This is a genomic window from Caballeronia sp. SL1002, assembly GCF_057814995.1.
In genome coordinates this window covers 2,986,714-3,012,720 of the sequence record NZ_JBYMUW010000002.1, presented here as the reverse complement: position 1 = coordinate 3,012,720, position 26,007 = coordinate 2,986,714, and the positions used below count along the sequence as shown (strand labels likewise).

General features: G+C 64.7%; 25 protein-coding genes. 15 read left to right on the top strand and 10 right to left on the bottom strand.

Annotation, left to right across the window (positions count from 1 at the left end):
* Positions 1 to 313: 313 nt before the first annotated feature.
* Both AC3D25_RS16330 and AC3D25_RS16325 read left to right on the top strand, forming a co-directional pair.
* On the top strand, positions 314 to 2,005 hold the full coding sequence (locus tag AC3D25_RS16330; protein WP_488889395.1) for an isovaleryl-CoA dehydrogenase: 1,692 nt from the start codon (positions 314 to 316) through the stop codon (positions 2,003 to 2,005).
* On the top strand, positions 2,002 to 3,447 hold the full coding sequence (locus tag AC3D25_RS16325) for a coniferyl aldehyde dehydrogenase (protein ID WP_488889394.1): 1,446 nt from the start codon (positions 2,002 to 2,004) through the stop codon (positions 3,445 to 3,447). Before AC3D25_RS16330 ends, AC3D25_RS16325 begins: the two co-directional genes overlap by 4 nt.
* A gap of 190 nt (positions 3,448 to 3,637) precedes the next feature.
* Here the strand turns inward: AC3D25_RS16325 and AC3D25_RS16320 are convergent, their stop codons facing one another.
* The 5 genes from AC3D25_RS16320 to fliE form a co-directional block, all read right to left on the bottom strand.
* Positions 3,638 to 3,985 carry an EscU/YscU/HrcU family type III secretion system export apparatus switch protein gene (locus tag AC3D25_RS16320; protein ID WP_488889719.1) on the bottom strand — a complete coding sequence of 116 codons (348 nt, stop codon included), beginning with the start codon at positions 3,983 to 3,985 and terminating at the stop codon, positions 3,638 to 3,640.
* Positions 3,979 to 5,358 (bottom strand): flagellar hook-length control protein FliK, encoded by a 1,380-nt coding sequence (gene fliK / locus AC3D25_RS16315; RefSeq protein ID WP_488889393.1) that lies wholly within the window; start codon positions 5,356 to 5,358, stop codon positions 3,979 to 3,981. The genes AC3D25_RS16320 and fliK overlap by 7 nt, the downstream gene beginning before the upstream one ends.
* Positions 5,359 to 5,449: 91 nt before the next feature.
* A complete protein-coding gene (locus AC3D25_RS16310) occupies positions 5,450 to 5,779 on the bottom strand; it encodes a flagellar protein FliT (RefSeq protein ID WP_488889392.1) in 330 nt (109 codons plus the stop codon).
* A 6-nt stretch (positions 5,780 to 5,785) separates the two neighbouring features.
* Positions 5,786 to 6,217 (bottom strand): flagellar export chaperone FliS, encoded by a 432-nt coding sequence (fliS, locus tag AC3D25_RS16305; RefSeq protein ID WP_488889391.1) that lies wholly within the window; start codon positions 6,215 to 6,217, stop codon positions 5,786 to 5,788.
* Between the two features lie 263 nt (positions 6,218 to 6,480).
* Positions 6,481 to 6,834, bottom strand: a complete 354-nt coding sequence (fliE, locus tag AC3D25_RS16300; RefSeq protein ID WP_488889390.1) for a flagellar hook-basal body complex protein FliE — start codon at positions 6,832 to 6,834, stop codon at positions 6,481 to 6,483.
* A 375-nt stretch (positions 6,835 to 7,209) separates the two neighbouring features.
* On the opposite strand from fliE, the gene fliF reads away from it, so the two are divergent.
* The 13 genes from fliF (at position 7,210) to fliR (ending at position 18,823) form a co-directional block, all read left to right on the top strand.
* Entirely contained in the window at positions 7,210 to 8,985 is a 1,776-nt protein-coding gene (gene fliF / locus AC3D25_RS16295) for a flagellar basal-body MS-ring/collar protein FliF (RefSeq protein WP_488889389.1), read from the top strand.
* Positions 8,975 to 9,970: a flagellar motor switch protein FliG gene (gene fliG / locus AC3D25_RS16290; protein ID WP_488889388.1), complete on the top strand. Its 996-nt coding sequence runs from the start codon at positions 8,975 to 8,977 to the stop codon at positions 9,968 to 9,970. Before fliF ends, fliG begins: the two co-directional genes overlap by 11 nt.
* Entirely contained in the window at positions 9,963 to 10,631 is a 669-nt protein-coding gene (gene fliH / locus AC3D25_RS16285) for a flagellar assembly protein FliH (RefSeq protein WP_488889387.1), read from the top strand. The genes fliG and fliH overlap by 8 nt, the downstream gene beginning before the upstream one ends.
* Positions 10,632 to 10,645: 14 nt before the next feature.
* Entirely contained in the window at positions 10,646 to 12,208 is a 1,563-nt protein-coding gene (gene fliI, locus AC3D25_RS16280) for a flagellar protein export ATPase FliI (protein WP_488889718.1), read from the top strand.
* A gap of 14 nt (positions 12,209 to 12,222) precedes the next feature.
* Positions 12,223 to 12,672 (top strand): flagellar export protein FliJ, encoded by a 450-nt coding sequence (gene fliJ / locus AC3D25_RS16275; protein WP_488889386.1) that lies wholly within the window; start codon positions 12,223 to 12,225, stop codon positions 12,670 to 12,672.
* A 53-nt stretch (positions 12,673 to 12,725) separates the two neighbouring features.
* Entirely contained in the window at positions 12,726 to 14,228 is a 1,503-nt protein-coding gene (locus AC3D25_RS16270; protein ID WP_488889385.1) for a flagellar hook-length control protein FliK, read from the top strand.
* 185 nt (positions 14,229 to 14,413) lie between these two features.
* Positions 14,414 to 14,914, top strand: a complete 501-nt coding sequence (fliL, locus tag AC3D25_RS16265) for a flagellar basal body-associated protein FliL (protein ID WP_488889384.1) — start codon at positions 14,414 to 14,416, stop codon at positions 14,912 to 14,914.
* Positions 14,915 to 14,956: 42 nt separating this feature from the next.
* Positions 14,957 to 15,955 carry a flagellar motor switch protein FliM gene (gene fliM / locus AC3D25_RS16260; protein ID WP_488889383.1) on the top strand — a complete coding sequence of 333 codons (999 nt, stop codon included), beginning with the start codon at positions 14,957 to 14,959 and terminating at the stop codon, positions 15,953 to 15,955.
* Positions 15,948 to 16,412 carry a flagellar motor switch protein FliN gene (gene fliN, locus AC3D25_RS16255; protein WP_488889382.1) on the top strand — a complete coding sequence of 155 codons (465 nt, stop codon included), beginning with the start codon at positions 15,948 to 15,950 and terminating at the stop codon, positions 16,410 to 16,412. Before fliM ends, fliN begins: the two co-directional genes overlap by 8 nt.
* The gene (gene fliO, locus AC3D25_RS16250; RefSeq protein ID WP_488889381.1) at positions 16,409 to 16,936 is read left to right on the top strand and encodes a flagellar biosynthetic protein FliO; all 528 of its coding nucleotides are present in this window, start codon (positions 16,409 to 16,411) and stop codon (positions 16,934 to 16,936) included. The genes fliN and fliO overlap by 4 nt, the downstream gene beginning before the upstream one ends.
* On the top strand, positions 16,937 to 17,731 hold the full coding sequence (fliP, locus tag AC3D25_RS16245) for a flagellar type III secretion system pore protein FliP (protein WP_488889380.1): 795 nt from the start codon (positions 16,937 to 16,939) through the stop codon (positions 17,729 to 17,731).
* A gap of 14 nt (positions 17,732 to 17,745) precedes the next feature.
* Positions 17,746 to 18,015 carry a flagellar biosynthesis protein FliQ gene (gene fliQ, locus AC3D25_RS16240; RefSeq protein ID WP_488889379.1) on the top strand — a complete coding sequence of 90 codons (270 nt, stop codon included), beginning with the start codon at positions 17,746 to 17,748 and terminating at the stop codon, positions 18,013 to 18,015.
* Positions 18,016 to 18,031: 16 nt separating this feature from the next.
* Positions 18,032 to 18,823, top strand: coding sequence for a flagellar biosynthetic protein FliR (gene fliR, locus AC3D25_RS16235; RefSeq protein WP_488889378.1), 792 nt, complete (start codon positions 18,032 to 18,034; stop codon positions 18,821 to 18,823).
* A gap of 354 nt (positions 18,824 to 19,177) precedes the next feature.
* On the opposite strand, the gene flgL is transcribed toward fliR, so the two are convergent.
* From flgL to AC3D25_RS16210, 5 genes are all read right to left on the bottom strand, one after another.
* Positions 19,178 to 20,404: a flagellar hook-associated protein FlgL gene (gene flgL, locus AC3D25_RS16230; protein ID WP_488889377.1), complete on the bottom strand. Its 1,227-nt coding sequence runs from the start codon at positions 20,402 to 20,404 to the stop codon at positions 19,178 to 19,180.
* A 10-nt stretch (positions 20,405 to 20,414) separates the two neighbouring features.
* Positions 20,415 to 22,388 carry a flagellar hook-associated protein FlgK gene (gene flgK, locus AC3D25_RS16225; protein ID WP_488889376.1) on the bottom strand — a complete coding sequence of 658 codons (1,974 nt, stop codon included), beginning with the start codon at positions 22,386 to 22,388 and terminating at the stop codon, positions 20,415 to 20,417.
* Positions 22,389 to 22,773: 385 nt separating this feature from the next.
* Entirely contained in the window at positions 22,774 to 23,532 is a 759-nt protein-coding gene (locus AC3D25_RS16220; protein ID WP_488889375.1) for a flagellar brake protein, read from the bottom strand.
* A 283-nt stretch (positions 23,533 to 23,815) separates the two neighbouring features.
* Complete coding sequence (gene flgJ, locus AC3D25_RS16215) at positions 23,816 to 24,865, bottom strand: flagellar assembly peptidoglycan hydrolase FlgJ (RefSeq protein ID WP_488889374.1); 1,050 nt, start codon at positions 24,863 to 24,865, stop codon at positions 23,816 to 23,818.
* A 12-nt stretch (positions 24,866 to 24,877) separates the two neighbouring features.
* The gene (locus tag AC3D25_RS16210) at positions 24,878 to 26,005 is read right to left on the bottom strand and encodes a flagellar basal body P-ring protein FlgI (RefSeq protein ID WP_488889373.1); all 1,128 of its coding nucleotides are present in this window, start codon (positions 26,003 to 26,005) and stop codon (positions 24,878 to 24,880) included.
* Positions 26,006 to 26,007: the final 2 nt, after the last annotated feature.

Sequence of the window (26,007 nt, the reverse complement as noted above, 5' to 3'; positions counted from 1 at the left end):
TAACGGAGGCCGGAACGGCGCCCATTGAGAGCGGCGCGATTATAGGGCGCGCGCTATTGAATTAAGCTTGACTAATTAAAAATCGGAATTTGCTCAAAAGCGGCGTCGCGACGCGTTCGGGCACCGGTGAAAAACCGTGTTTTGTGCCATCGTGGAAAGCGGAATTCACGCCGCGAAATCCCGGGAATTCTCCGAACGGTTCGTCTACCGGGCGAACGATCGTGCGGCCTATGATTCCCTATTTCGAGATAAGGTCCGGGCGCGCCCGCCAGGCCGCTCGTCGGCCAGAAATCTGTCCGCTCAGGAGACAACCATGACCGCGACCGCCGGGCCGTCGTTCGGCCAGACCCACGAGGTAACGAACCAGACGCCGCCGCTCGCCGGTTACGACGCGTTCGCCGCCGATCCCGCGCTTGTCGCGGCGGTGGACCGGGAAGGCGCACGCTGGCACGCGGCGGAACTGTCGCGGGTCGGCGTGGCGCTGACGCAGCCGGAAACGCTCGTCCTCGCCGATCTCGCCAACCGCCACGCCCCGGAACTCGCCACGCATAACGCGCGCGGCGAGCGGATCGACGCGATCGAGTTTCATCCGGCGTGGCATGCGCTGCTGGCGTCGCTGCGCCGCGACGGCATGCACGCAATGCCCTTCGACACGCCGCGCACCGGCGCCATGGCCGCGCGCGCGGCGGGTTACTTTTTGCACGCGCAACGCGAATCAGGCTCGCTGTGTCCCGTCACCATGACGTTCGCCAGCATTCCGGTGCTGCAAAAAGAAGCGGCGCTTTATGCCACGTTGCGCGAGCAATTGCTGTCGCGGGAGCACGATCCACGCGACATTCCGCTCGGTTCAGGCAAGCGTTCGATGCTGATCGGCATGGGCATGACGGAGAAGCAAGGCGGCTCGGACGTGCGCAGCAACCAGACGCGCGCCGCCGCGCTGGGCGCGGGCGGGCGCGGCGGCGAGTATCGGCTGGTCGGTCACAAATGGTTTTTCTCCGCGCCGCAAAGCGACGCGCATCTCGTCCTCGCGCGCACCGGGGAGCACGACGCGTTGTCGTGCTTCTACGTGCCGCGCTTCGCGCCCGACGGCAGCCGCAACGCGGTTCAAGTGCAGCAACTGAAGGACAAGCTCGGCAACCGGTCGAACGCGAGCAGCGAGGTGGAATTTCTGGACGCTTACGGCGTGATGATCGGCGAGGAAGGGCGCGGCGTGCCGACCATTATCGAGATGGCGAATTTCACGCGGCTCGATTGCGTGATCGGCAGCGCGGCGCTGATGCGCGCGGCGCTCGTGCAGGCCATCCACCACGCACGGCACCGGCGCGCGTTCGGCGCAAAACTCGTCGATCAGCCGCTGATGCGCAACGTGCTTGCCGATCTCGCGCTGGAATCGGAGGCGGCGACCGTGCTGTTCATGCGTCTCGCGGCCGCATTCGAAGGCAGCGCGTCGGACGGCGCGCTGGAAGAACGGGCGTGGCGGCGGATCGTGACGCCCGCCGCGAAGTTCTGGATCTGCAAGCGCGCGCTCGAATTCACCGGCGAGGCGATGGAAGTCTGGGGCGGCAACGGCTACGTCGAAACGGGTCCGATGGCGCGTTTCTATCGCGAAGCGCCGGTCAATTCCATCTGGGAAGGCTCGGGGAACGTGATGTGCCTCGACGTGCTGCGCGCATTCGAGCGCGAAACCGACGCCGCGCACGCGCTTTTCGCCGCATGGGACGTGACGGCGCGCGAAAACCCGGCGCTGGGCACGGCGCTCGCTGCGCTGATTGCGTCTCTTCGCGCCGATCCCGCCACGCGGCAAGCGTCCGCGCGCCGGATCGCGCAGCAACTCGTGCTCGTCGCGCAGGGCGTTTTACTTCAGCGGCACGCGAGCGCCGAGGTCGCGGCGGCGTTTATCGAGACACGTCTGGGCGACGCGCGCGGCGAAACCGGCCGCGTGTACGGCACCCTTCCCGCTCGTTTCGATCATCGCGCGCTGATCGATCGCGCTTTTGCGGCGTGAAGCTGACCACCACGGAACCTATCTTGAAGAACGATTTCACCGGCCAGACGCCGCTAGACCTGCTTTTCAACGACGCGCGCGCCGCCTTTGCGCGTGCGCCCTTTCCGGCATGGGAAGAACGCGCCGCGCATCTCAAAACGCTGCGGGCGATGCTGCTCGACAATCGCGAGGCCATCGCCGCCGCGATCAGCGAGGATTTCGGCTTTCGTCCGAAGCAGGAAATCGAGGTGGCGGAGATTCTGCTGGTCAAGTCGCAAATCGATGCAGCGCTGCGCCGCGGCAAACGCTGGATGCGCGCCGAGCGCCGCGCCATCAACAAGTGGATGTTTCCCGCCCGCGCGAGCATCGTGCCGCAGCCGCTCGGGGTCGTGGGGATCGCGGTGCCGTGGAATTATCCGGTGCTGCTGTCGCTCGGGCCGCTCGTCTGCGCGCTCACGGCGGGAAATCGCGCGCTCCTGAAGATGTCGGAACTCACGCCGCGGACCGGCGCGCTGTTCGAAAAGCTCGCCGCCAAGTGTTTCGCGCGCGATCACGTGGCGTTCATCGCGGGCGACGCCGTGCCGGGCGCGGCGTTCACCGCGCTGCCGTTCGACCATTTACTGTTCACCGGATCGACGCAAGTCGGGCGCGAGGTCATGCGCGCCGCCGCCGCGAATCTCACGCCGGTCACGCTGGAACTGGGCGGAAAGTCGCCCGCGATCATCGGCCCGGACGCGCGTTTCGATTTCGCCGTGGATAGCATTCTCACTGGCAAGACGCTCAACGCAGGGCAGACCTGCGTCGCGCCGGACTACGTGCTGGTGCCGCGCGGCACGGAAAGCGCGTTTATCGAGCGGGCGCGGCGCGCGTTCGAGCGCATGTATCCGGATCTGGCGAGCAATCGCGATTACACGTCGATCATCACGCCGCGCCACTTCGCGCGGCTCGAACAGCTCGCGCGCGAGGCCGATGCGGGCGGCGCGACGCTGCATCGGCTGGCCGATATGCCCGCGAACGCCGAGACACGGCGCTTTCCGCTGACCGTGGTGACGGACGCGCCCACCGATTGCCCGCTGCTGAATGAGGAAATCTTCGGCCCGTTGCTGCCGCTCGTGCCCTACGAAACGCTCGATGACGCCATCGCCTATATCAACGCACGTCCGCGCCCGCTTGCGCTGTATCTCTACGACGAGCAGCGCGCGACTGTCGAGCGAGTGATCCGGGAAACAGTCTCAGGCGGCGTTTCGATCAACGAAACGCTGCTGCATCTGGCGTGTGAAAGCCTGCCGTTCGGCGGCGTCGGCGCGAGCGGCATGGGCGCGTATCACGGTAAGGAGGGATTTCGGACTTTCTCGCAGATGAAACCGGTGCTCGAACAAAGCAGGTTCAACGCGCGCGGATGGGTTTCGCCGCCGTATGGCCGGCGCTTCGCCGCGCTGATGCGCGTGATGATGCGGTTCTGACAGGCGGGTTGGGCAAAGCGCCGCAGGCAGGAGCGAGTGGCGCAGTCGGCGGAGCGGTTGGCGGCGCGGTTCGCGGCGCAGTCGGCGGCGCAGTCGGCGGCGCAGTCGGCGGCCCGATTGCCGACGCAGCCGGCGGCGCAGTCGGCGACGCGGGAAGCCCGCGCGCTACGCACCAAGCGCGAGCGTCCGCTCAGCGGCGCGGCTTCCTCGGCAGCTTCTCCGGCAGCGGGCCAAAAGCCGCAGCGGGCGGCCCGCCTTCCTGCGCGGCGGCGTCGCCGTTTTCCAGCCGGTAAAGCCACGCCAGCAACTCCGCGACCGCCTGATACAACGCGGGCGGAATGCGCGAATCGAGATCGAGCTGCATCAGCAGCGACACCATTTCCGGCGATTCGTGCACATACAGCCCGGCGTCCTTCGCGCGCTGCACGATCATCTCCGCGACCAGCCCGTAACCCTGCGCGACCACGCGCGGCGCGGCGTCGCGCTGGTTCGGATCGTAGGCGAGCGCGGTGGCTTGCTTGCGCTTCTCGATCACGATTTCACCCCGTCGTCCGCCGACCCAGCGCGCGCGCCGAACAAGTGCGCAAGCGGCGATGCGACCGGCTTCGCCTGCGCGCTGTAGCTTTGCGCGGCCTGCAACTTGATCGCTTCGGCACTCGCGCCGCCGTCGATCGGCCGGATCGTCAGGCCCGTGAGTTTCAATCCGGCGGCGTCGAGTTGCTCGCGAAAGGCGTCGCCGTCGCGAACGAGCCGCGTCACGCCGTTCGCGCTCGCCTTGACCCGCGCGACGAGTTGCTGGCCCGTAAGAATGAGATCGGCGTCCACGGTGCCGAGCGTCGGCAGCGTCAGCGTGATGCGCGTGCGCCACGGGCGCTCGGCGTCGGCGGGGTGATCGGCGGTGCGCGCTTCGCGTTCCTGCGGCGCGATATCCCAATCCATGCGCGCGCCCGGCCACACTTCGCCGGACCAGCGGAACTGGTCGGTTGCGAGGACATCGAGTTGCTGGCGCACCAGCGCAATGGTCGCGGGATGAATCCCCGCCGCGATCGACGCCTGCACGGCGGATTCGCGCGGCGATACGCTGCCCGCGCCCGCCGACGCCTGTCCGGTCTGGCCCGGCGCGTTCGAAAACACGGAGGCCGGCATGTCTTTCACCGATTCGGCGAGCGCGGCCGCCTGTTGCGCGTTCTGCGGCAACGCGACGGGATGCGGATCGGCCGCGCCGGGCGCGCGCGCCGTGGCGACGTCGATCGCGGGGATATCGATCGAGGGCACGTCGAGAAAGCCGTCGTCCGGTGCGTTGCTGCCCGAAAGCGCCGAAGGCGGTTCGAGGCGCGCCTGCGGTTCGGCCGCAAGCGACGCGGCCGTGCGCTGGCCCGCGAGCCACTGGACCAGATGGGATTCGTAGAACAGACCGCTTTGATCGACGGTTTTGGCGAGCGCGCTTGCCAGCACGGACGAAGGCAGCGGCGGCGCGGGCGGTGCGAGCGCGGCCGCGGCATTCGCGGCGAAGGCGGCGTCGGGACCGTCGGGCGGGGTGAGCAATGCGTCGAAAAGGGTGCCGGTGATGCTGGCGAACGCGCTCGCCGCAAGCGGCGGGCGCGGCGCGGTCGGCCAGAGCGGCGCGCTGCTCGTCAGAATGGGGGCGACGCCACCGCCTAAACGCGAAATCACGTCGAGCGTGCGTGCCACCGTGCTCAGCGCGGTTTGCGCGGACGGCCCGGCGGCGGCGAGCGGCGTGGCGAGCGAGACGGCAGGACTTGCCAGCGGCGTATCGATGGCAAGCTGAAACGTGTTCGCCTGCGCCGTCGTCTGGCCCGTCGCCGCGCCGTTCGACGGGCGGATCGCGGATAAGAGAATCTCGGTCCGGCTGGCGAGCAGCGAAGCGATCGCAGAATCCAAGCTCGTCATGCCGGTTACCTTTCAACCACCGCGACAACGCGACGGCCCTGTTGACTGGCGAAACTTGCGATTCCGCCACTTTCCATTACAGCGGACCGCCTTAGCGCAGTCCGATCATCTTTTTCAGCACTCGCGCGGGCCGGTTCACCGTGAACAGCGCCGACAAACGCGCGAGACTCGGCGAACTCAGGTCGCGGATCGCGGCGTCGTCCGCCAGGATCCGGCGCACGAGATCGAGCTTGCGCGCCCGCGAAAGATCGTCGAGTTCGGAACTCGCATCGACTTCCTTCAAGCGGTCGATCAATTCGCGATACCTGCCCTGCATCGTCTTCAGCTCGCTCCACTCCCCGCTGCGCGCGGCCACCAGCATTTGACCGGAAAGCGCAGCGATTGCCTCGTAGTGAGCGAAATATTCTTGAATTGTGTTCATTCGTAGTCAGGCATTCTCCGCAGCTTGCGCTGCGGTCAATCGTGCCACTTCCGGTCCGATGCCGATCCAGGCTTCTTCGAGCGTCGCCAGCAGGCCATCCACTTCAATCAGCCGCTGTTCGTCCGCATGCAGGTTCGCGAACAGCAACTGACGCGTCATATACGTGTAGAGCGCATCCAGACGGGCCGCGATATCGCCGCCCACTTCCTTGTTCAGTGCCTGTTGCAAGCCGCTCGCGACGATATCGATCGCTTTCGTGATCGAATCGCCGCGCGCCGGAATGTTGCCTTGCAGCAAGTGCATCCGCGCCTGCGCAATCGCGCGGCGCGCGCCCTGATAAAGCATCGCGATCAGCCGGTGCGGGCTCGCGCCCATCACCCCAGTCTCGACGCCCACGCGTGCGTAGGCGTTGGCACCAGTGTGTCCTTGGGAATACATCGAGCTTCTCCTTTAAACGATGCAGATCGCGTCGGTCCCTACCCGCGGCGCGCACTGCTTTGGTGCGTCGCGTCATGCGGATGGGCGCCGGTGCGAACCGGTATGAATCAATGCTGGCAAAACGGTTCTCAAAACTTCTGACCATTTGCCGAGCGGTTACCGGTGTTATCGGAAAAGCGCGGAAAAGCTTTAGGGCAGAGGCCATCGCAGCCGCCGGAAGCATCGCATCCGGCCGGCCTGAACCGGATCTGGAAAAGCGTCCGTCAGACCGAAACCTGCATGATCTCGTTGTACGCCGTCACCAGTTTGTTACGCACTTGCAGGCCGAACTGGAAGCCCACGTTCGCTTTCTGCATATCGACCATCACGTCGTTCAGCGACACGTTCGGCGCGCCGATTTCAAACGCATGAGCTTCGCTGACCGACTTTTGCTGGTTGTCGCTGATCTTGTCGATGGACGACTTGAGCGCGTCGGCAAAGCTGCCCGCCGATGCCGCGCCCGACGCGGAGCCGCTCGCGCCCGTCACGCTGCCCGACGCCGACGTGCCGCCCGCGGCCTGCGCGGCGAGCGATTGCAGTTGCGACAGCGCGGAACCCAGCGGATTAATAGAATTCATGTCTTGCTCCGTAATTCGGAAAAAAAGCGCGGGAAAAAGCCCGGAAATAAGCGCGGTAGAAAGCTCGCAGCGAAATTCGCGGGGAAACCGGGCGGCTGTATCGAGGGTGCTTCGGGACATCGAACCGGGACCGTCCCCGGCCGCAGAAACAGGCCTCTTCACCAGTGTCTGGGCGGTTCGTCGATACAGCCTCACCGATTACGAAAGAGAATATCAGCCGGGTCCTGGCTAAAGCCGTGAAAGAACGGGTAAAACCCGGCTCTGTTCGCTCAATAGACTTCTGCGCCACTGCGGATAATCCAATCTCGAAAAGTCCTCTACGGGCGCCTGACCACAGGGCGACCAGGACTTCCCAGATTCGGAGAGCTTTAAAGCATGGACACGTCCACCAATTCCCTTATTACCCCCGACGCCCGGATGAGCCTGGCCGGTACGCCCGCTGGCGTAGGCGGCAACGGTGCGCCCGCGAATCTCGGTGGCGGCGCGGAGTTCGGCGGTTTCGCCCAGCGCGTGCCCGGACTTTCGCAATTCCGCTCGAATCCGCGGATGCCGCTGATCGTCGCAGTCGCGTTTCTGGCCGTCGTGGTCGCCGCGCTGGTGCTGTGGTCGCGCCAGCCTGACTATAAGGTGCTGTTCAGCAACCTCTCCGACCGGGACGGCGGCGCGATCATCGCCGCGCTCCAGCAGGGCAACATTCCCTACAAGATCGCCGATGCCGGCGGCGCGATCCTCGTGCCGAGCGAACAGGTCCACGAAACGCGTCTGCGTCTCGCGAGCCAGGGTTTGCCGAAGAACGGTTCGGTCGGCTTCGAACTGATGGACAACCAGAAGTTCGGCATCAGCCAGTTCGCGGAACAAGTGAACTACCAGCGCGCGCTCGAAGGCGAACTGGAAAAGACCATCGGCTCGATTTCGTCGGTGAAAGGCGCACGCGTTCACCTCGCGATCCCGAAGCCCAGCGTTTTCGTGCGCGACAAGGAACTGCCGACCGCCTCGGTGATGGTCGATCTCTACCCGGGCCGCGTGCTCGACGAAGGCCAGACGTCCGCAATCCAGCACATGGTGTCGTCGGGCGTGCCGGACATGCCGGTCAAGAACGTGACCATCGTCGATCAGGACGGCAATCTCCTCACGCAGCAAAGCGCCGCCAACGGTCTCGACGCGTCGCAGCTCAAGTTCGTTCAGCAAGTCGAGCACAACACGCAAAAGCGGATCGACGCGATTCTGTCGCCCCTGTTCGGCGCGGGCAATGCCCGGTCGCAAGTGAGCGCGGATATCGATTTCTCCAAGCTGGAACAGACGGCGGAAAGCTACGGCCCGAACGCGAATCCGCAAAGTACCGCGATCCGCAGCCAGCAATCGAGCGAGTCGTCGGAACAGTCGGGCAGCGGCGCGTCGGGCGTGCCGGGCGCGTTGTCGAACCAGCCGCCGCAGGCATCGTCGGCGCCGATCTCCGCAGCGGCGCCGGGCGCGAGCGGTGCAGCGGCTTCCGGCCCGCCGGTGAACCAGCGCAAGGACACCACCACGAATTACGAAGTGGACCGCACGGTGCGCCACTACGAACAGCCGATGGGCGGCATCAAGCGCCTGTCCGTGGCGGTGGTCGTGAATTACCAGAAACAAGTGGATGCAAAGGGCAAGGTCACGATGACGCCGCTGCCCGCCGAGCAACTCGCGCAAGTCCAGCAGCTGGTCAAGGACGCGATGGGCTACGACGAAAAGCGCGGCGACTCGGTGAACGTGGTCAACAGCACTTTCTCCGCCGATCTGAACACGCTCCCGGACGTTCCGTGGTGGCGCACGCCGGACATGATCGCCCGCGGTATTGCGCTCGCGAAGTATCTCGGTATCGGCGCGGTGGCTCTGTTCCTGTACTTCAGCATGGTGAAGCCGGCAATGCGCCGCGCCTTCCCGACGCCGGAACCGGCTGCAGCGCTGCCGTCGCCGGAGGAACTCACGCTGCTCGACGGGCCGTCGCTCGGTGGACCGGCGAAGGTGGAAGAAGAAATGGATGCCGAGGTCAGTCTCCTCGGTCATGAAAGCAACAAGGCAAAATTTGACCGCAACCTCGATTACGCACGGATGGTCGCGCGTCAGGATCCGAGAATCGTTGCCACGGTCGTGAAGAATTGGGTGTCCGATGAACGCTGAAGGTCTCACTAAATCCGCACTTCTCCTCATGTCGATTGGCGAGGAAGAAGCCGCCGAAGTCTTTAAATATCTCGCTCCGCGCGAGGTGCAGAAGATCGGCGCAACGATGGCGGCACTGAAAAACGTGACGCGCGAGCAGCTCGACAACGTGCTGACCGAATTCGTGCAGGAAGCCGAGCAGCACACGGCGCTCTCGCTCGATTCGAGCGAGTACATCCGCTCGGTGCTGACCAAGGCGCTCGGCGAAACCAAGGCGGGCGCGCTGATCGACCGGATTCTGCAGGGCAGCGATACGAGCGGTATCGAAGGCCTGAAGTGGATGGATTCGGCGGCGGTCGCGGAACTCATCAAGAACGAGCACCCGCAGATCATCGCGACGATCCTCGTTCACCTGGACCGCGATCAGGCATCGGAAATCGTGGCGCTCCTCACCGAGCGGCTGCGCAACGACGTGCTGCTGCGGATCGCGACGCTCGACGGCATTCAGCCGGCGGCGCTGCGCGAACTCGACGACGTGCTCACGACGCTCCTCTCCGGCAGCGACAACCTGAAGCGCGCGCCGATGGGCGGCATCCGCACGGCGGCGGAAATCCTCAACTTCATGTCGAGCAACCACGAAGAATCGGTGATCGAGACGGTGAAGGAATACGACGCGGAACTGGCGCAGAAGATCATCGACCAGATGTTCGTGTTCGAGAACCTGCTGGACCTGGAAGACCGCGCGATCCAGTTGCTGCTGAAGGAAGTGGAGTCGGAAACGCTGATCGTCTCGCTGAAGGGCGCGCAGCCTGGCCTGCGTCAGAAATTCCTCTCGAACATGTCGCAACGCGCGGCCGAACTGCTCGCGGAAGACCTCGATTCACGCGGCCCGGTCCGCGTGTCGGAAGTCGAGACGCAACAGCGCAAGATTCTCCAGATCGTGCGCAATCTCGCCGAAAACGGCCAGATCCAGCTAGGCGGCAAGGCCGAGGACGCATATGTCTAACGCGGCCACGCAAAAGGCCCAGCTCTCGGCGTATCAACGCTGGGAGATGGCGTCCTTCGATCCGGTGCCGGTGGACACTTCCGCCGCCGACCAGGCCGCGCTCGAAGCGCATTTGCTGCGCGTGCAGGAAAGCGCGCACGCCGAAGGGTTGTCGGCCGGTCATGTCGCCGGTCAGGCAATGGGTTATCAGGCGGGCTACGAACAAGGTTTCCATAAAGGTTTCGAAGAAGGCCGCGCCGCCGCTCACGCGGAAGCCGCGCGCCTCGCCACGCTCGCCGACGCGTTCAAGATCGCGCTCGCGGCGGCCGATTCCGTCGTCGCCGAATCGCTCACGGCGCTCGCGCTGGATATCGCGCAACAAGTCGTGCAGCAACATCTGACACTCGATCCGACCGCAGTTTTGAGCGTGGCGCGCGAAGTGATCGCCGCCGAGCCGGCGCTCGCGGGCGCGCCGCATCTGACGGTAAGCCCGTCGGATCTGCCGATTGTCGAAGCTTATTTGAAGGAAGAGCTCGAAGCCGCTGGCTGGACCGTCCGGACCGATCCGGCAATCGAACGCGGCGGCTGCCGCGCCCAGGCCGCGACCGGCGAAGTCGACGCGACCAATGCAACACGCTGGGAGCGCGTCGCCGCCGCGCTCGGGAGAACGCAACCGTGGTAAATCCGCAACCGCACGTGGCGCCCGCGCCGCAACACGCCGCGCCCGTCGCGCGCCGCGTCACACAGGAAGGTTTGTCCGAGCTCGAACAGGAACTCGCCCGCGCGTCGTTCGGACCGCTCGCCGCCGAAGTGGACGACGGAGAAACGCCGAGCGTCGAAGAGCACGCCGCGCAAACCATCGCCGAACTCGCCGATATCGCCGGGAATCCGCATCTGGACGGCTGGCGCGCGCAACTCGAAGCGCTCAAGGGCCGCAGCATGATTTCGAAGCCGCTGCGCCCGTGTGGACGCCTGACGCGCGCTGCCGGTCTGGTGCTGGAAGCGGTCGGCCTGCGTCTTGGCGTGGGCGCGGAATGCATGATCGAATTGCCTCCCGGAAGCTCGATTCCGGTGGCCGAAGCCGAAGTGGTCGGTTTCTCCGGCGACCGCCTGTTCCTGATGCCGACGACCGAAGTGTCGGGTCTCTTGCCCGGCGCGCGCGTGTATCCGCTGGAAAGCGCGCCGATCGCCGATCCGATGGCGGGCGCGAAACGCCTGCCGGTCGGCTGGAACATGCTCGGCCGCGTGGTCGATGCGTCGGGCCGCCCGCTCGACGGACTCGGCGCGCTCGGCTCGAAAGTGGATGCGCCGCTCACCGCGCCGACCATCAACCCGCTCAATCGCGAGCCGATCCATAAGGTGCTGGACGTCGGCGTGCGCGCGATCAACGCGTTGCTGACCGTCGGACGCGGCCAGCGCATGGGCCTGTTCGCGGGCTCGGGCGTCGGTAAATCGGTGCTGCTCGGCACGATGGCGCGTTACACGAGCGCGGAAGTGATCGTGATCGGGCTGATCGGCGAACGGGGCCGCGAAGTGAAGGAATTCATCGAGCAGATTCTGGGCGAGGACGGTCTCGCGCGCTCGGTGGTGGTGGCCGCACCGGCCGACGTCTCGCCGCTTCTGCGGATGCAGGGCGCGGCTTACGCCACCTCGCTCGCCGAATATTTCCGCGATCAGGGCAAGCACGTTTTGCTGCTGATGGATTCGCTGACCCGTTACGCGATGGCGCAGCGCGAGATCGCGCTGGCAATCGGCGAGCCGCCCGCGACCAAAGGTTATCCGCCTTCGGTGTTCGCGAAGCTGCCCGCGCTGGTCGAGCGGACCGGTAACGGACCGGAAGGGGCCGGATCGATTACCGCGTTCTACACCGTGTTGACCGAAGGCGACGACCAGCAGGATCCGATCGCCGATTCCGCGCGCGCCATTCTGGACGGTCACATCGTGCTCTCGCGTTCGCTCGCGGAAGCCGGTCACTATCCGGCCATCGACATCGAAGCGTCGATTAGCCGGGCAATGACCGCTTTGATCGACGATAAGCATCTCGACCGAGTGCGTATGTTTAAGCAAATGCTGTCGCGCTATCAGCGCAACCGCGATTTGATCAACGTCGGCGCGTATTCCGCCGGCCGCGACGCGCTGCTGGACCGTGCGATTGCGCTGTATCCGCGCATCGAAGCGTTCCTGCAGCAGGGATTCCGAGAACAAGCCGAGTTTGAACCGAGCTTGGCGCAACTAGACCAGTTATTCGCAGGAAGTTGAGGAAGCATTAGCCCATGTCCAAAAACTTGCCCATCAACACCTTGATCGACCTCGCCCGCGAGGAGCTCGACGCCGCGACCAAAAAGCTCGGCAAGCTCCAGCAGGAAAGAAACGAGATCGAAGGCCAGTTGAATTCGCTCATCACGTACCGCGACGAGTATCACGCGCGGTTCGCGACGTCGGCGCAACAAGGGACCACGGCGCAGAACCTGCGCAATTTCCAGGCTTTCGTCGATACCCTCGACGCCGCGATCGCCCAGCAGCGCGCGCTTTTCGTCGGCGCGACGCAGCGGCTCGAAGCCGCCAAGCCGGAATGGCAGCAGCGCAAGCAGAAGCTCGGCTCGTATGAAGTGCTCGCCGCGCGCGGCGAAGCGGTGCTGGCTCTGAAGGCCGCGCGCGTCGAACAGCGCGACGCCGACGAACACGCGTCCAAGATGCTGCGGATGCGGGCCGAAAAAGCCTGAAATCCGCGGAATTAATCACCGAATAGCAGTTTTAACCGAATCAAGAGGTCCGCATGTCGTCCGTCTCCCTCGCCAGCCTGATCAACGGCGCGGCGTCTTCCGTGTCCGGCAGTTCCGCCGCGTCCCGCGATAACGCCGCGAACGCATCGTTCAGCCTGGCGTTGAAGAATCTCAACGCGAAGGCGCAAGCCGACGCCCAGGCCGCGCGGGCCGCCGCCGCCGCGCACACGAGCAGCGTCCACGACGCGCCGAAACCGCGCGACACGCCGCCGGCCAAAGACGCGAGCACGGACCAGACGGACGACGCCCAGAGCGCCGACGACGCCGACAAGACCGACGATGCGTCGAAGGCCGATGCCTCGGGCGAAACCGACAAGGCCCAGGATTCGCAGCAGGCCGACGCCACGAACAAGGCGGCGAAACCGGGTGCATCGAAGGCGGAAGCCGGACATGCAGCCAACGCCGCCACCGATAGCGCCGATGCCGCCGCCGACGCGCAAACCCGCGCATCGGCCCGCGCCAACGCGGCAGCGTCTGCCGGCATGACGATGACCGATCTGGCGAACGCAGCCGCGGCCGCATCGTCCACGCCGGCCGACACGTCCGCGAGCGCAACCGGCGACGCCGCCAAGCCCGCCGCGACGCAATCCGCCGACGACCCGAAAACCGCGCAGGACGCCCTCATGGCCGCGCTCGCCGCGATGAACGGCGCCGCCGCGCAAAATCCGGCGACGGCGACGGCTTCCGGATCGGCGGGTGACGGGCGCAACGCGACCGACGGCAAAGGCGGACGCGGCAAGGGACTCGGCGTGGGCGCGGGACTGGTCGGCGCATTAGGGAATGGAAATGCCAACGGCGCGGGCGCGGCCGCGCTGGCGAACGCCAGCATGGACCCGAATGCGGCGCTCGCACCCACGCCTGCCGCGCCATCGGATGCCGCCGCGCTCGCGCAGGCAGTCGCCGCCGCCACGCCGCAAGTCGATAGCGGCACCACCGCATACAAGCAAGCCGCCGACGACGCCGCGCACGCCAGCGCGTTGCAGGCTGCATCGGCGCTGTCGGGGAAATTCACGCAGACGAGCACCGTCGCCGCCTCCAGCGCGGCGATCGCGCCGCACGTCGGTTCGTCCGGCTGGGACGACGCGTTCAGCCAGCAAGTCGTGTTTCTTTCGAGCGCCAAGCAGCAAAGCGCCGAGCTGACCCTGAATCCGAAAGATCTGGGGCCGCTTCAGGTCACGCTCCAAGTGACCGATAACAATGCACACGCGCTCTTTGTCTCGCAGCACGCGCACGTTCGCGAGGCCGTGGAAGCGGCGCTGCCGAAACTGCGCGAGGCGATGGAGCAGAACGGCATCAGTCTTGGCAGCACGAGCGTCAACGACGGCTTCGCGCGCCAGCAAAGCCAGCAGCAGAGCGGCGGCCAGGATTCCGGTCCGGGCGGACGCTCGAGCGGCGGCATCGGCGCGTTCGGCGGTCTGGGCGGCTCGGATGGCACGACTGCCGCCGTAACGGTGCCGGTGCGCCGGACGGTCGGGCTGGTCGATACGTTCGCCTGATTTCACCCTTTTTCATTCCGCGAGCGCCGCGGCCGGTCCAACGGTCGCGGCGCTTTGTCGTATTTCAACCTTCCGGCGCGCTCCGACCCAAAAGAACGAGTTAGCCCCAAATCTCCCTTCTGTTCGGCTCATCGCAAAGTACGGCTTTCGCCAACAATACAGGCTACAGATTGAGGTAAGCATTCATGGCAACCACCACCGCAAAAGATCAGCAACCCATCGTCCCCGCGAAGAGCGGCAAGCTCAAGCGCATCATCGTCATCGCCGTTGGAGCCGCCGTGCTGCTCGGCGCAGGCGCTGGCGCCGCGTATTTCGTGCTGCCGAAGTTCATGGGCCACAGCAACGCGCCGGCCAAGCCGGTCCCGGCGCCGCCGCCCGTGTTCTTCCCGCTCGACTCGATGACGGTGAACCTGCAGTCCGACGACGGCATGCACTACCTGCGCGCCGGTCTCACGCTCAAGCTGCGCGACGAGAAAGCCCAGGCCGCGCTCACCGAACGTCTGCCGGAAATCCGCAGCCGCGTGCTGCTGGTGCTCTCGAACAAGCACCCGGAAGATCTCGCGTCGCTCGATGGCAAGCGCGCGCTCGCCGCCGAACTGCGCACCGCGATCGAGAAGATCGCGAGCACGCCGGAAGCGCCGGTACACGTCGACGACGTGCTTTTCACCGAATTCGTCGTCCAGTAAGACGCACGAACCGAACACGCGAACCCGGACCAAGGAATCAGGATGGGCCACGAAGAGTTCATGTCGCAGGAGGAGGTCGATGCCCTCCTCAAGGGCGTCACTGGCGAAGTCGATCAAGTTTCGGATGAAACTGCGGCTGCCGGCGTCCGCCCGTACAACATCGCGACGCAGGAACGCATTGTCCGGGGCCGGATGCCCGGCCTCGAAATTATCAACGACCGCTTTGCGCGCCTATTGCGCGTCGGCATCTTCAACTTCATGCGGCGCTCGGCGGAAATTTCCGTCGGTCCGGTGAAGGTGCAGAAGTACAGCGAATTCACCCGCAACCTGCCGATCCCGACCAACCTGAACCTGGTCCACGTGAAGCCCCTGCGCGGCACCTCGCTGTTCGTCTTCGACCCGAACCTGGTGTTCTTCGTCGTCGATAACCTGTTTGGCGGCGACGGCCGGTTTCACACCCGCGTCGAAGGCCGCGAGTTCACGCAGACGGAGCAGCGCATCATCAGCAAGCTGCTGCATCTCGTGTTCGAGCATTACGCGGCTTCGTGGAAAAGCGTGCGCCAGTTGCAGTTCGAATACGTGCGCTCGGAAATGCACACGCAGTTCGCGAACGTGGCGACGCCGAACGAAATCGTGATCGTCACGCAGTTTTCCATCGAGTTCGGCTCGACGGGCGGCACGCTGCACATCTGCATGCCGTACTCGATGATCGAACCGATCCGCGACGTGCTGTCTTCGCCCATTCAAGGCGAAGCGCTCGAAGTGGACCGCCGCTGGGTGCGCGTGCTGTCGCAGCAGGTGCAGACGGCGGAAGTGGAACTGACGGTCGATCTCGCTGAAATCCGCTCGTCGTTCGAGCAGCTGCTGAACATGCGGGCGGGCGATGTGTTGCCGATCAGCGTGCCGGAGCAGGTGGTCGCGAAGGTGGATGGCGTGCCGGTCATGGAATGCGGTTACGGAATTTTTAACGGTCAATATGCGTTGCGCGTGCAAAAAATGATCAGCGCAACGGACACGATGAGGGAAGGTGGTTATGACTGATTTGACGCAGGAAAGCGCATTGCCGGAAGGCTTCGACGCGGCACCGGTTGCAACCGCAGCCGAACCGAAAGCGGTCGATTTCGCCATGGACGACTGGGCGAGCGCGCTTGCCGAACAGAACGAGAACGAAGCGCCGGTCGCGGCTGCCGCGGGCGTATTCCAGCCGCTCTCGAAAGTCGCCCCGACGACGACGCGCAACGATATCGACATGATTCTCGATATCCCCGTGCAGATGACGGTGGAACTCGGGCGCACGAAGATCGCGATCCGCAACCTGCTGCAACTCGCGCAAGGTTCGGTCGTGGAACTCGACGGCCTCGCCGGCGAACCGATGGACGTGCTGGTGAACGGCTGCCTGATCGCGCAGGGCGAAGTGGTGGTCGTGAACGACAAGTTCGGTATCCGTCTCACCGACATCATCACGCCCGCCGAACGTATCCGGAAACTGAACCGATGAAAGTCTTTGCCCGCCGCGCAGCGCTTGCATGTATCGCGAGCGCACCGCTTTTCGCCCACGCCGCCGACATGAACGCGGTGAACCATGCCGCGCAGATCGCATCGAGCGTCGGCGCGGGCACGGCGGTCCCGTCGCTCGGATTCGGCGCGGTGCTGCAGACGCTGTTCGGTCTCGTGATCGTGATCGGCTTCGTGTTCGGCTGTGCGTGGCTCGCGCGCCGTTTCGGCTTGCAGGGTTCGAAGCGCGGCGGTCTGGTGAAGGTGATCGGCGGCGCGTCGCTCGGCAACAAGGAGCGCGTGGCGGTGGTCGAGATCGGCGACACGTGGCTCGTGCTCGGCACGGCGCCCGGCAACGTCCGCCTGCTGCACACGCTGCCCGCCGGATCCGCTGAGGCCGGCGGCAGCAGCGCTGAAACGCCCGCCCCGACGCAAACGTTGCAAGGTGGATTCGGTCAACGATTTCGCGATGCCCTCGCCGGCGAAGCGAACAAGCGTCTGCAAAAGTTCGCAGGCGGGAGCAAGTAAATGCTGGTCAGCCGTAGTCAAGTCGCGCGCACTCTGAAGACCGCGCTCCCCCGTCTCATCCCGATTCTGTTCCCGGTCATGCTCGCGGCCCTGCCGCATCTGGCCTTCGCGCAAAGCACGGCCGGCCTGCCCGCGTTCAACACGAGCCCCGGTCCGAACGGCGGCACGACGTATTCGCTCAGCGTCCAGACGATGCTGCTGCTCACGATGCTGTCGTTCCTGCCCGCGATGGTGCTGATGATGACGAGCTTCACGCGCATCATCATCGTGTTGTCGCTGTTGCGCCAGGCGCTCGGCACGGGCAGCACGCCGCCGAACCAGGTGCTCGTCGGACTCGCGCTGTTCCTGTCTATTTTCGTGATGTCGCCGGTGCTCGACCGCGCTTATACCGACGCATACAAGCCCTTCTCGGAAGGCACGATCCAGATGGATCAGGCGATGCAGCGCGGCGTCACGCCGTTCAAGGAATTCATGCTGCGCCAGACCCGCGAAACCGATCTCGCGCTGTTCGCGAAAATTTCCAAGGCGCCGCCGATGAACGGTCCCGAAGACGTTCCGCTGTCGCTGCTCGTGCCGTCGTTCATCACGAGCGAACTGAAGACCGGCTTCCAGATCGGCTTCACCATTTTCATTCCGTTCCTCATCATCGACATGGTGGTGGCAAGCGTGCTGATGTCGATGGGCATGATGATGGTGTCGCCCACCAGCATCGCGTTGCCTTTCAAGCTGATGTTGTTCGTGCTGGTGGATGGTTGGCAATTGCTGATCGGCTCGCTCGCGCAAAGCTTCACGTAATCCGGAGAATTTCGATGACCCCAGAATCCGTCATGACGATGGCGCACCAGGCGATGTACGTCGGCCTGATGCTCTCCGCGCCCGCCTTGCTGGTCGCGCTGGTTGTAGGTTTGCTCGTGAGCCTGTTTCAGGCCGCCACGCAGATCAACGAAGCCACGCTCACGTTTATTCCGAAGCTGCTCGCCGTTGCGGTGACGCTCGTGATCGCCGGTCCGTGGATGATGGAAACGCTGCTCGACTACATGCGTCACATCCTCACGATCACGCCCGCCGTCACCGGTTAAGGCGCGCTTTTCCCCGATGTTTTCCGTCACCTACGCGCAACTCAACGTCTGGCTCACCGCGTTTCTCTGGCCGTTCACGCGCATTCTCGCGCTGATCGCGACCGCGCCGATCACGAGCCACGCGGCCATTCCGCAGCGCGTCAAGGTGGCGCTCGCCGCGTTCATTACGTTGATCGTCGCGCCGACCGTCGGCGCGATGCCGCAGGTGACCGTGTTCTCCGCCGACGGCGTGTGGATCATCGTCAACCAGTTCCTGATCGGCGCCGCGCTCGGCGTGACGATGCAGATTGCGTTCGCCGCGATCGACGCGGCCGGTGAGTTCATCGGCCAGCAGATGGGCCTGAGTTTCGCGACCCTCTACGATCCGCGCGCGGGCGGCAATGCGGTGGTGATTTCGCGCTATCTGAACACCATCGCGATGCTCGCGTTCCTCGTTTTCGATGGTCATTTGCAGATGATCACCGCGCTCGTCTCGACGTTCCAGAGCGTGCCGATCGGCACGAACGTGATCGGCGCGGCGTCGCATTCGACCGGCTGGCACACCATGGCTTCGTTCGGCGGCGCGATCTTTTCGACCGGACTGCTGCTCTCGCTGCCGGTGGTCGCGGCGCTGCTGATCTCGAATCTGGCGCTCGGCATTCTGAACCGCGCCGCGCCGCAGATCGGTATCTTTCAGGTGGGTTTCCCGGTTACCGTACTCGTCGGCCTCATGCTGATCCAGTTGATGACGCCGAATCTGATTCCGTTCTTTCAACGGATCTTCGATATGGGTATCGATCAAATGGGGCGGGTCGCGGCGGGGTTTTGAGGGTTTTGGCTTTCCGGGCCGCTCGAAACGCTTTTCTCCAAATCGCCTCAATTCCCCGATTCAGACCTCCGCTCTGGATCCGTCACGCCTCGCTGTCTCCCCTCGTTATCCTCCAATCGCAGCATCGCAGCGGGTTAGCCGGCGGTGTCGTCGCTAAGCCGTTTTCCGGCGTCAGCGCCTGCGTCGCGACAGCGAGTGCGCCCACCTCCGTGCGTAGTATGTCGCGCCGTTCGCGTTGCCTTAGCGATCGCCGGCTTGTCCACGGTTTCCCATCCCCACGCAAAAAAAGCCGTCCCGAATACCTCCCGGAACGGCTTCTTCAAAACGCACCCGGCCCGAACCGGGCCGTCACGCTCAGCTCAGATAGTTAAACAGCGACATCTTCTGAATCTGCGTGAACGCCTGCTGCGCGCCCTGCAACGCATTCTGCGTCAGTTCGTACTGGCTGATCGCCGATACCAGATTGATGCTCGTCAAATCGGCGAGATCGCTCTGGTATTGCGTCGTCGAATCCGCCATCGAGGTCTGCACGGCCTGCACTTCCTGTTCACGCCCGCCCACCGTCGCCTGCACGCCGAGCACGTTGTTGAACGAGTTCGAAAGCTGCGTCGATGCCGTGCCGAGCGCGTTGGTCAGCGCGGCCTGGCCGGCGGTGGTCGTGGTCGGCTGCTTGAGCGCGGCAACCAGGTTGTCGATCGCCGAGAACACGTCCTTGTTCGACGAGCCAGCCGGATCGACGGTGAACGTGTCGCCGTTGCCCGGGGCGCCGTCGATCGTCACCTTCTGGCCGCTGCCGAGCGCGATATCGGTCTTGCCCGAGTACGTCACGTTGCTCGCAATCGAAGCGCCCGACGAGTCGGTCACCGAATACTGCGTCACGCCACCGCTCACGCTGAACGCAATCTTGTAACCGGTCGCGTTGCTCGCGGCGGTCGTATCGCTGGTCGTTACCGACGAAATCGTGCCCGTGCCGCTATTGCCGAGCGTGGCGGTCGCAACAGGCGAGCTCTCCGACGCCGAAATGTTCTGGAACACGGCGGCGCCCGTGTCGGCGACCGGCATGACGCGCCCGTCGCTGATCTGGACTTGCCGCTGGCCGAGATCGCCCGCATAAGTCGCGCCGACGCCCGTCGGGCTGTTTGAAAACGGCGCGGAATCCGCCTTGAAGCCGCCGAAAATATAGTTGCCCTGGCCGTCCGTGGTGTTCGCGAGGCCGAGAAGCTGGCTGCGCAAACCGGCGATCTGCGTGCCGATCGCGCTGCGGTCGCCGTCGTTGAGCGAACCGTCGCCCGCCGAAACCGCGAGCGTCTTGATCTTCGTGATCACGCTCGCGACCGTGCCGAGCGTCGAGTCTTCCTGCTGCAGCGACGAAAGCGCGCTGGTCTGGTTGGCCGTGTATTGCGTGATCGCGGATGTCTTCATGGTGAGCTGCACGGCCTGAGCGGCGCCGAGCGGGTCGTCGGAAGCGGTGAGAATCCGCTTGCCGGAAGCAATCTGCTGATACATCGACGCGAGCGTGCTCTGCTGATCGCCCATCGCCGACACGTTCATGTTGAAGTACTGGGAGCTGGAAATACGCATCGCTTATGCCTCAGTTGAAGATGCCGAGCAGCGTCTGGAACAGCGACGACGCGGTCTGGATGACCTTGCTGTTCGCCTGATAGAGCTGCTGGTATTGCATCAGGTTCGCTGCTTCCTCGTTCAGGTTCACGCCGGACACCGCTTGCTGCGCGGCCGTGACCTGAGCGAGCAGCGCCGTTTGCGACGTGCTCGTGCTCTTGAGCTGGTTAGTCTGATTGCCGATCGTGTTCACATAGTTCGCGTACGAACTCGTGAGCGTGTCGGTGCCGCCGTTCATGCTCTTCGACGACACCATCTGCGCCATCGCGAGCGCGTTGCTGCCGTCCGCCGTGCCGCTCGTGTTCGGCGTCACCTTGAAGCTGTCGCCGACCACCGGCGAGCCGGTAATCGTGGTCGTCACGCCATGCGAGGCCGGATCCGCGCCGCTCGAGGTAACGGTGATGCCTTTGGTCGAGTCGTAGGCGAACGGCGTGCCGGCCGGCACCACGGTCGCATCCGCGAGCGTGACATCGACATCGGACGTGAGCTTGCCGGATGCCGAATACGTCAGCGTCATGCCGCTGCCGCTCGAATAGCCGGGCGCCACCGTGCCGGCGGAAATCGCGCCGCTGCCGGTGTTGCCGTTGGTAGCCGTGGTCAGCACCGGGGTGGCCGCCGCGATCGCGGACGGGTTCGAGTTGGACAGCGCGAAATTGTCGAGCGCGCCACGGGTCGGCTGGACGCTGAAGCTGTCGCCCGCTTTCACCGCGCCGCTGAACGTGAACTGCAAACCGTTGATCGTGCCGCTCGTCGGCGCGACGCCGGCGGACGGGTTCGGAATCGTGCCCATCACGTTGCCGGACGCGGTGTCGGTCATCGTGTACTTCGAGCCGTCGTAGCTCAGCGTGTAGTCGCCGGTGGTCGGCTGCGTCGGATCGGTGAAAGCCGCCGACACGCCGCCCGTGCCCGTGTTGCGGACGTCGGAATACACGGTCGGCGTCGCGACCTTGAACAGGTCGCCGCCCGCCTTGCCGCTCAGGTCGAGACCGAGCGCGTTCTGCGCGTTCAGTTGCGCCGAGAAACTGGTCGCGATCGCGCCGAGTTGCGCCGCGCCCGGATCGAGCGTCTGGCTGCGGAACGACAGCAGACCGCCGACCGTGCCGCCCGTCAGCGCGGAATCGGGCACGTACTGCATGTCCTTCGGCGCGAGCGTGGAGCCGTCGCTGCTCTGGAATGCGACCGTCAGTTCGCTCGGGTCGGTCGGCGACGTCACGGCCTGCAAGCTATAAGGCTTGTTGCCCACGACGAGCGGCTGGCCGTTGCCGATAAACACGTTGTAGTTGCCGTCCGATTGCGACACCGTGACGTCGACCATCGCGCTCAGGTTCTGCACCGCGAGATCGCGCTGATCGAGAAGCTGGTTCGGCGGCTGGCCGGCGGCGGACGCCTGGTTGATCTGCTTGTTCAGGTCGGAGATCTGCTTCGAGTAGCTGTTGATCTGCGTGACGGCGCTCGTCAATTGCGTGTTGACGTTCTGGCGCAACTGGTCGTACTGCGAGCCTGCGGTCGTGATCTGGTCAGCGAGCGTCTGCGCGCTGCTCATCAGCGTCTGGCGCGACGAAGTTGCGTTCGGATTGTTCGCCACCGACTGCAGGCCGGTGAAGTAGTTGCTCACGCCCGACGCGATGCCGGTGGTCGGATCGCCGACCAGATTGTTCAGCTCGGCGATCAACGTGTAGTACGTGTTGGACGCGCCGCTCGACGATTGCGCCGAGCTAAGCTGGTTCGACAGGTACTGGCTGTACGAGCGCGTGACGGTTGCGGTCTGGACGCCGGTGCCGAGATAGCCGGAGTTCGTGTACTGGCCCGAGGCCTCCTGGTACTCGACTTTTTCCTGCGTATAGCCCGCGGTCGCGGCATTGCTGATGTTCTGTCCAGTGACCGTCAGTCCCCACTGGGCTGCGTTGAGACCGCTGACGCCGATATTAAAAATGTTGTTGGACATGCATGGATCCTGAAGAGGCGGCGCACAGGGCCGCCGCTTGACTTGAACTGTTGTTTATCGGCCGATTACGCGGGAAGTTGAGCGCGCAATCGTTGCAATGCCGCGGGAACAGGCGATTAGCCGAACCTTCAACATGCGGTGTACCGAACCCAAACAGGGCTTCTGCGGCTCGCTCGCAAAACGTCGCGCGAACGAGCCCGTGCGGACATTATGCGCAACACGTTGGTATCCCGATCGGCGAAGAAGCGGGGTTTTATACGGTCAATTCGGGGAAATGAAGAAGGCCGATGGAATCCATCCGGCACGCGCCGCCCGCCAGAATGCGGCCGACGCGGTTACAACGCGACGCGAGCACGATGCTCGCGTCCGGTCCTGCAGAAGCGAATCAGCGCGACAGCGAACGCCGTTTCATTTCGAGCTGCGTGATCAGGCGTTGCAGCGTGTTTTCCGTCGATCCCGGCAGCGATGCGAACTTGAAGCCGAGCGTAAAGCGGCGGTCGCCCTTGGCGGTCGTCACTTCGCGATGCGACACCAGTTGCAGGTCGAGCACGACCTTGCCGGGATTGCTGAAATGCAGTTCGACTTCCTTCAGCAGGACGCCGAGGTCGAGATTCGCGACGCGTTCGTCCAACGTGCGGAGCGCGACGCCGCCAAGCGACAGATCGTTGACTTCGAAGCGGAAGCGCTCGCCGGTCGGCAGCAAACCGCTGCACATATACGGATCGAGCACCGGCGCATCGACGCGGAAATATTCGCGGCGCTGCATGTAGAACAGCACCGGCGGGAAATCGGCTTCGTAGGCGGGATGACCGTCGAACGTGGTTTCGCGCGGGGTTTCCGTCGAAAATTCGACGCGCACGCCGTCCGGCGCCGCGTGGAACACGAGCCGCTTCGAGGCGAGCACCGCGCTGTTCTGCTCGGGCACGCCGCCCCAGTCGAAGGTGAACGTGGCGGTCGACGGATCGACGTCGAGCAGCCGCGTGACGATTTGCCCGTCGCCGTACTCGGCGGTCAGGAAATCGCCCCGGTTGGCGAGATTGCGCAGCGACACGCCGATTTCGAGCGGATTGCGCCGGCCGAAATCGACCGGGTCGTCGTGTTCGTTTTCAGCGTAGTCGTGATCGTGCGACTGGTTGTTGTCCATGGGGCTAGCCGTATTCGTTTTTTGCTCGCTCGCAAGCGCGTCTGGGCGCTCAAGCGTAGGACCGGATCGTCATCGATCCGGCACTTCGGTGTTCGGATTAGCGGCAGCGCGGCTCGAAAATTTAGGGCTCCGCCGCAAAAATTTCTTCGCTATTGTGCGATTTTCACCGGAAAACGTTTGCATGGCGACATCGTCGTCGCATCCTGCGCGATGGATGCGTCCGGACTTTTCCGCGACATGGCCCCGTTGCTGTGTGCCGCGCTTTATTCAGCCGACACTACACTCAAACGATCTGACGCATGATCGAGATGAGCTTTTTCGCGTATTGCGGATCGGTTGCGTAGCCTGCTTTCTGCATGCCGTGCGCGAACCCGGCGGCATCGCGCGATGCCTGCACGACCGGCGCATAACGCGGATTGTTCTTCAGCACGCTCGCGTAGTCGGTCAGCGCATGTTCATACGAATCATAGGCTCTAAACTGCTCGACCACCTTTTTTGGCTGACCGTTCACATATTCTGTCGTCACGGCGGCCACGGTCTTGCCCGTCCAGTCCTTCGTCGCTTTCACGCCGAAGATATTGTGGCTCGTCGATCCATCCGTGTTCTTGATCTCGCGCTTGCCCCAGCCGGACTCCAGCGCCGCCTGCCCGATGATGAAGCGCGCCGGAATGCCGGTCGCCTGGCTCGCGGCCTGCGCGGGCGCGGCGAGCCGGTCGACGAACGCGTTCACCTTGTCCGAGCCGTTGCCGCGCGCGGGCGGCGTGAGCGCCGAATTCGCGTCGTAGCCCGCGCTCTTGTCGAGCGTGCGGTTCGCATTCGATCCCGACGCGTTCGCGTAGGCCTTCGCCATCGCGTTCATCGCGGCCATGCTGCCTTCGTTGCCGCTGACGTCACCGCCCGCCGCCGAGCCGCCCATGGCCGCGCCGCCCATCGCCAGGCCGCCTGCCGCTCCCGCCGCGCCGCCCGAACCCTGGGCGCTGCGCATCAGTTGCTTGAGCATCATGTCGGCCACGCCGATACCTTTGGTCGACATTTGCTGCGACATCTGCTGGTCGAGCATCGCGGTGAAGGACTTGCTGTCGTTCGAATCGAACGGGCTGTCCGACGGCGTCGCGTCGCGCATGCTTTTCAGCATCATTTGCGTGAACACTGCGTCGAACTGCTTCGCCGCCGCCTTCAGGTTTTCCGGCGTCGCGCCGTTCGCTGCCTGCGCTTTCAGGGCGGAGAAGCCCTGCACGTCGAGAGCGAAGCGGTTGGACAAATTGCCGAGACCACCGCTCGTGTCCGTCGATGCCAACGTGTTGCTGGCGATACCGGTTCCGTTCGAGTTCATAGCCCGTCGTCCTTAGATAATTTCGAGGTCGGCGCGCAACGCACCCGCCGCTTTCATCGACTGCAAGATCGAGATCAGGTCCGCCGGCGTCGCGCCGAGCGCGTTGAGCGCCTTGACGACATCGGCGAGATTCGCGCCTGCGCTCAGCATCTTGAGTGCGCCCGTGTCCTGCTTCAACTGGATCTGCGACTGCTTCGCCGCGACCGTGTTGCCGTTCGACAGCGCGCCCGGCTGGCTCACCGCCGTCTGCGTATTGATCACCACCGACAAATTGCCGTGCGCAACCGCGCAGCTTTGCAGCGTGACCATCTGGTTCATCACGATCGAGCCGGTGCGTGCGTTCAGGATCACCTTCGCGGCAGCCTGCGCCGGACGCACGTCGATATTCTGAAGCTGCGCCATGAACGACACTTGCTCGGACGGATCGGCGGGCGCGCGCAGCTGGATCGTGCGGCCGTCGAGCGCGAGCGCCGTGCCCATGCCGAACTGGTTGTTCACCGCCGCGACGATCTTCTGCGTCGTGTCGAAGTCCATGTCGCGCAGTTCCATTTGCATGGTCCCGCCCGCTTGCGTGATGGCGTTCGGCACGGCGCGTTCGACAATCGCGCCGCCCGAGATGCGGCCGACCGCCAGCGTGTTCACCTGAACCTTGCTGCCGTTTGCGCTCGCACCCGCGCCGCCGACCACGAGATTGCCCTGCGCCATCGCGTAGACCTGGCCGTCGGCGCCCTTGAGCGGGGCCATCAGCAGCGTGCCGCCGCGCAGGCTCTTCGCGTTACCGAGCGACGACACCGTGATGTCGATCGCCTCGCCGGGACGCGCAAACGGCGGCAGCACGGCCGTCACCATGACGGCGGCGACGTTCTTCAACTGCATGTTCGACGTGCTCGACGAGTTCAGCGTGATGCCGAGGTTGCCGAGCATGTTGGTCAGACTTTGCGTGGTGAACGGCGTCTGCATCGTCTGGTCGCCCGTGCCGTCGAGACCGACCACGAGGCCGTAGCCGATCAGCGGGTTGTCGCGTACGCCCTGGAACGACACGAGGTCTTTCAGGCGTTCGGCGTGAGCCGGTTGCGGCAGGACGACGGAGACAGCGGCCGCGGCGAGCGCGATGGCGAAAAGCTTGGTGAGGATGGTCATGG

Excerpts from the sequence above, each read along its gene's own strand:
- fliG (WP_488889388.1), top strand. The coding sequence starts at position 8,975 with ATGAACGCTGAAGGTCTCACTAAATCCGCACTTCTCCTCATGTCGATT.
- flgL (WP_488889377.1), bottom strand. The coding sequence starts at position 20,404 with ATGCGTATTTCCAGCTCCCAGTACTTCAACATGAACGTGTCGGCGATG.
- fliQ (WP_488889379.1), top strand. The coding sequence starts at position 17,746 with ATGACCCCAGAATCCGTCATGACGATGGCGCACCAGGCGATGTACGTC.
- fliN (WP_488889382.1), top strand. The coding sequence starts at position 15,948 with ATGACTGATTTGACGCAGGAAAGCGCATTGCCGGAAGGCTTCGACGCG.
- fliL (WP_488889384.1), top strand. The coding sequence starts at position 14,414 with ATGGCAACCACCACCGCAAAAGATCAGCAACCCATCGTCCCCGCGAAG.
- fliM (WP_488889383.1), top strand. The coding sequence starts at position 14,957 with ATGGGCCACGAAGAGTTCATGTCGCAGGAGGAGGTCGATGCCCTCCTC.
- fliF (WP_488889389.1), top strand. The coding sequence starts at position 7,210 with ATGGACACGTCCACCAATTCCCTTATTACCCCCGACGCCCGGATGAGC.
- fliP (WP_488889380.1), top strand. The coding sequence starts at position 16,937 with ATGCTGGTCAGCCGTAGTCAAGTCGCGCGCACTCTGAAGACCGCGCTC.
- AC3D25_RS16220 (WP_488889375.1), bottom strand. The coding sequence starts at position 23,532 with ATGGACAACAACCAGTCGCACGATCACGACTACGCTGAAAACGAACAC.
- AC3D25_RS16210 (WP_488889373.1), bottom strand. The coding sequence starts at position 26,005 with ATGACCATCCTCACCAAGCTTTTCGCCATCGCGCTCGCCGCGGCCGCT.
- fliO (WP_488889381.1), top strand. The coding sequence starts at position 16,409 with ATGAAAGTCTTTGCCCGCCGCGCAGCGCTTGCATGTATCGCGAGCGCA.
- fliR (WP_488889378.1), top strand. The coding sequence starts at position 18,032 with ATGTTTTCCGTCACCTACGCGCAACTCAACGTCTGGCTCACCGCGTTT.
- flgJ (WP_488889374.1), bottom strand. The coding sequence starts at position 24,865 with ATGAACTCGAACGGAACCGGTATCGCCAGCAACACGTTGGCATCGACG.
- fliH (WP_488889387.1), top strand. The coding sequence starts at position 9,963 with ATGTCTAACGCGGCCACGCAAAAGGCCCAGCTCTCGGCGTATCAACGC.
- fliS (WP_488889391.1), bottom strand. The coding sequence starts at position 6,217 with ATGTATTCCCAAGGACACACTGGTGCCAACGCCTACGCACGCGTGGGC.
- flgK (WP_488889376.1), bottom strand. The coding sequence starts at position 22,388 with ATGTCCAACAACATTTTTAATATCGGCGTCAGCGGTCTCAACGCAGCC.
- fliE (WP_488889390.1), bottom strand. The coding sequence starts at position 6,834 with ATGAATTCTATTAATCCGCTGGGTTCCGCGCTGTCGCAACTGCAATCG.
- fliK (WP_488889393.1), bottom strand. The coding sequence starts at position 5,358 with ATGACGAGCTTGGATTCTGCGATCGCTTCGCTGCTCGCCAGCCGGACC.
- AC3D25_RS16270 (WP_488889385.1), top strand. The coding sequence starts at position 12,726 with ATGTCGTCCGTCTCCCTCGCCAGCCTGATCAACGGCGCGGCGTCTTCC.
- AC3D25_RS16330 (WP_488889395.1), top strand. The coding sequence starts at position 314 with ATGACCGCGACCGCCGGGCCGTCGTTCGGCCAGACCCACGAGGTAACG.
- AC3D25_RS16310 (WP_488889392.1), bottom strand. The coding sequence starts at position 5,779 with ATGAACACAATTCAAGAATATTTCGCTCACTACGAGGCAATCGCTGCG.
- fliJ (WP_488889386.1), top strand. The coding sequence starts at position 12,223 with ATGTCCAAAAACTTGCCCATCAACACCTTGATCGACCTCGCCCGCGAG.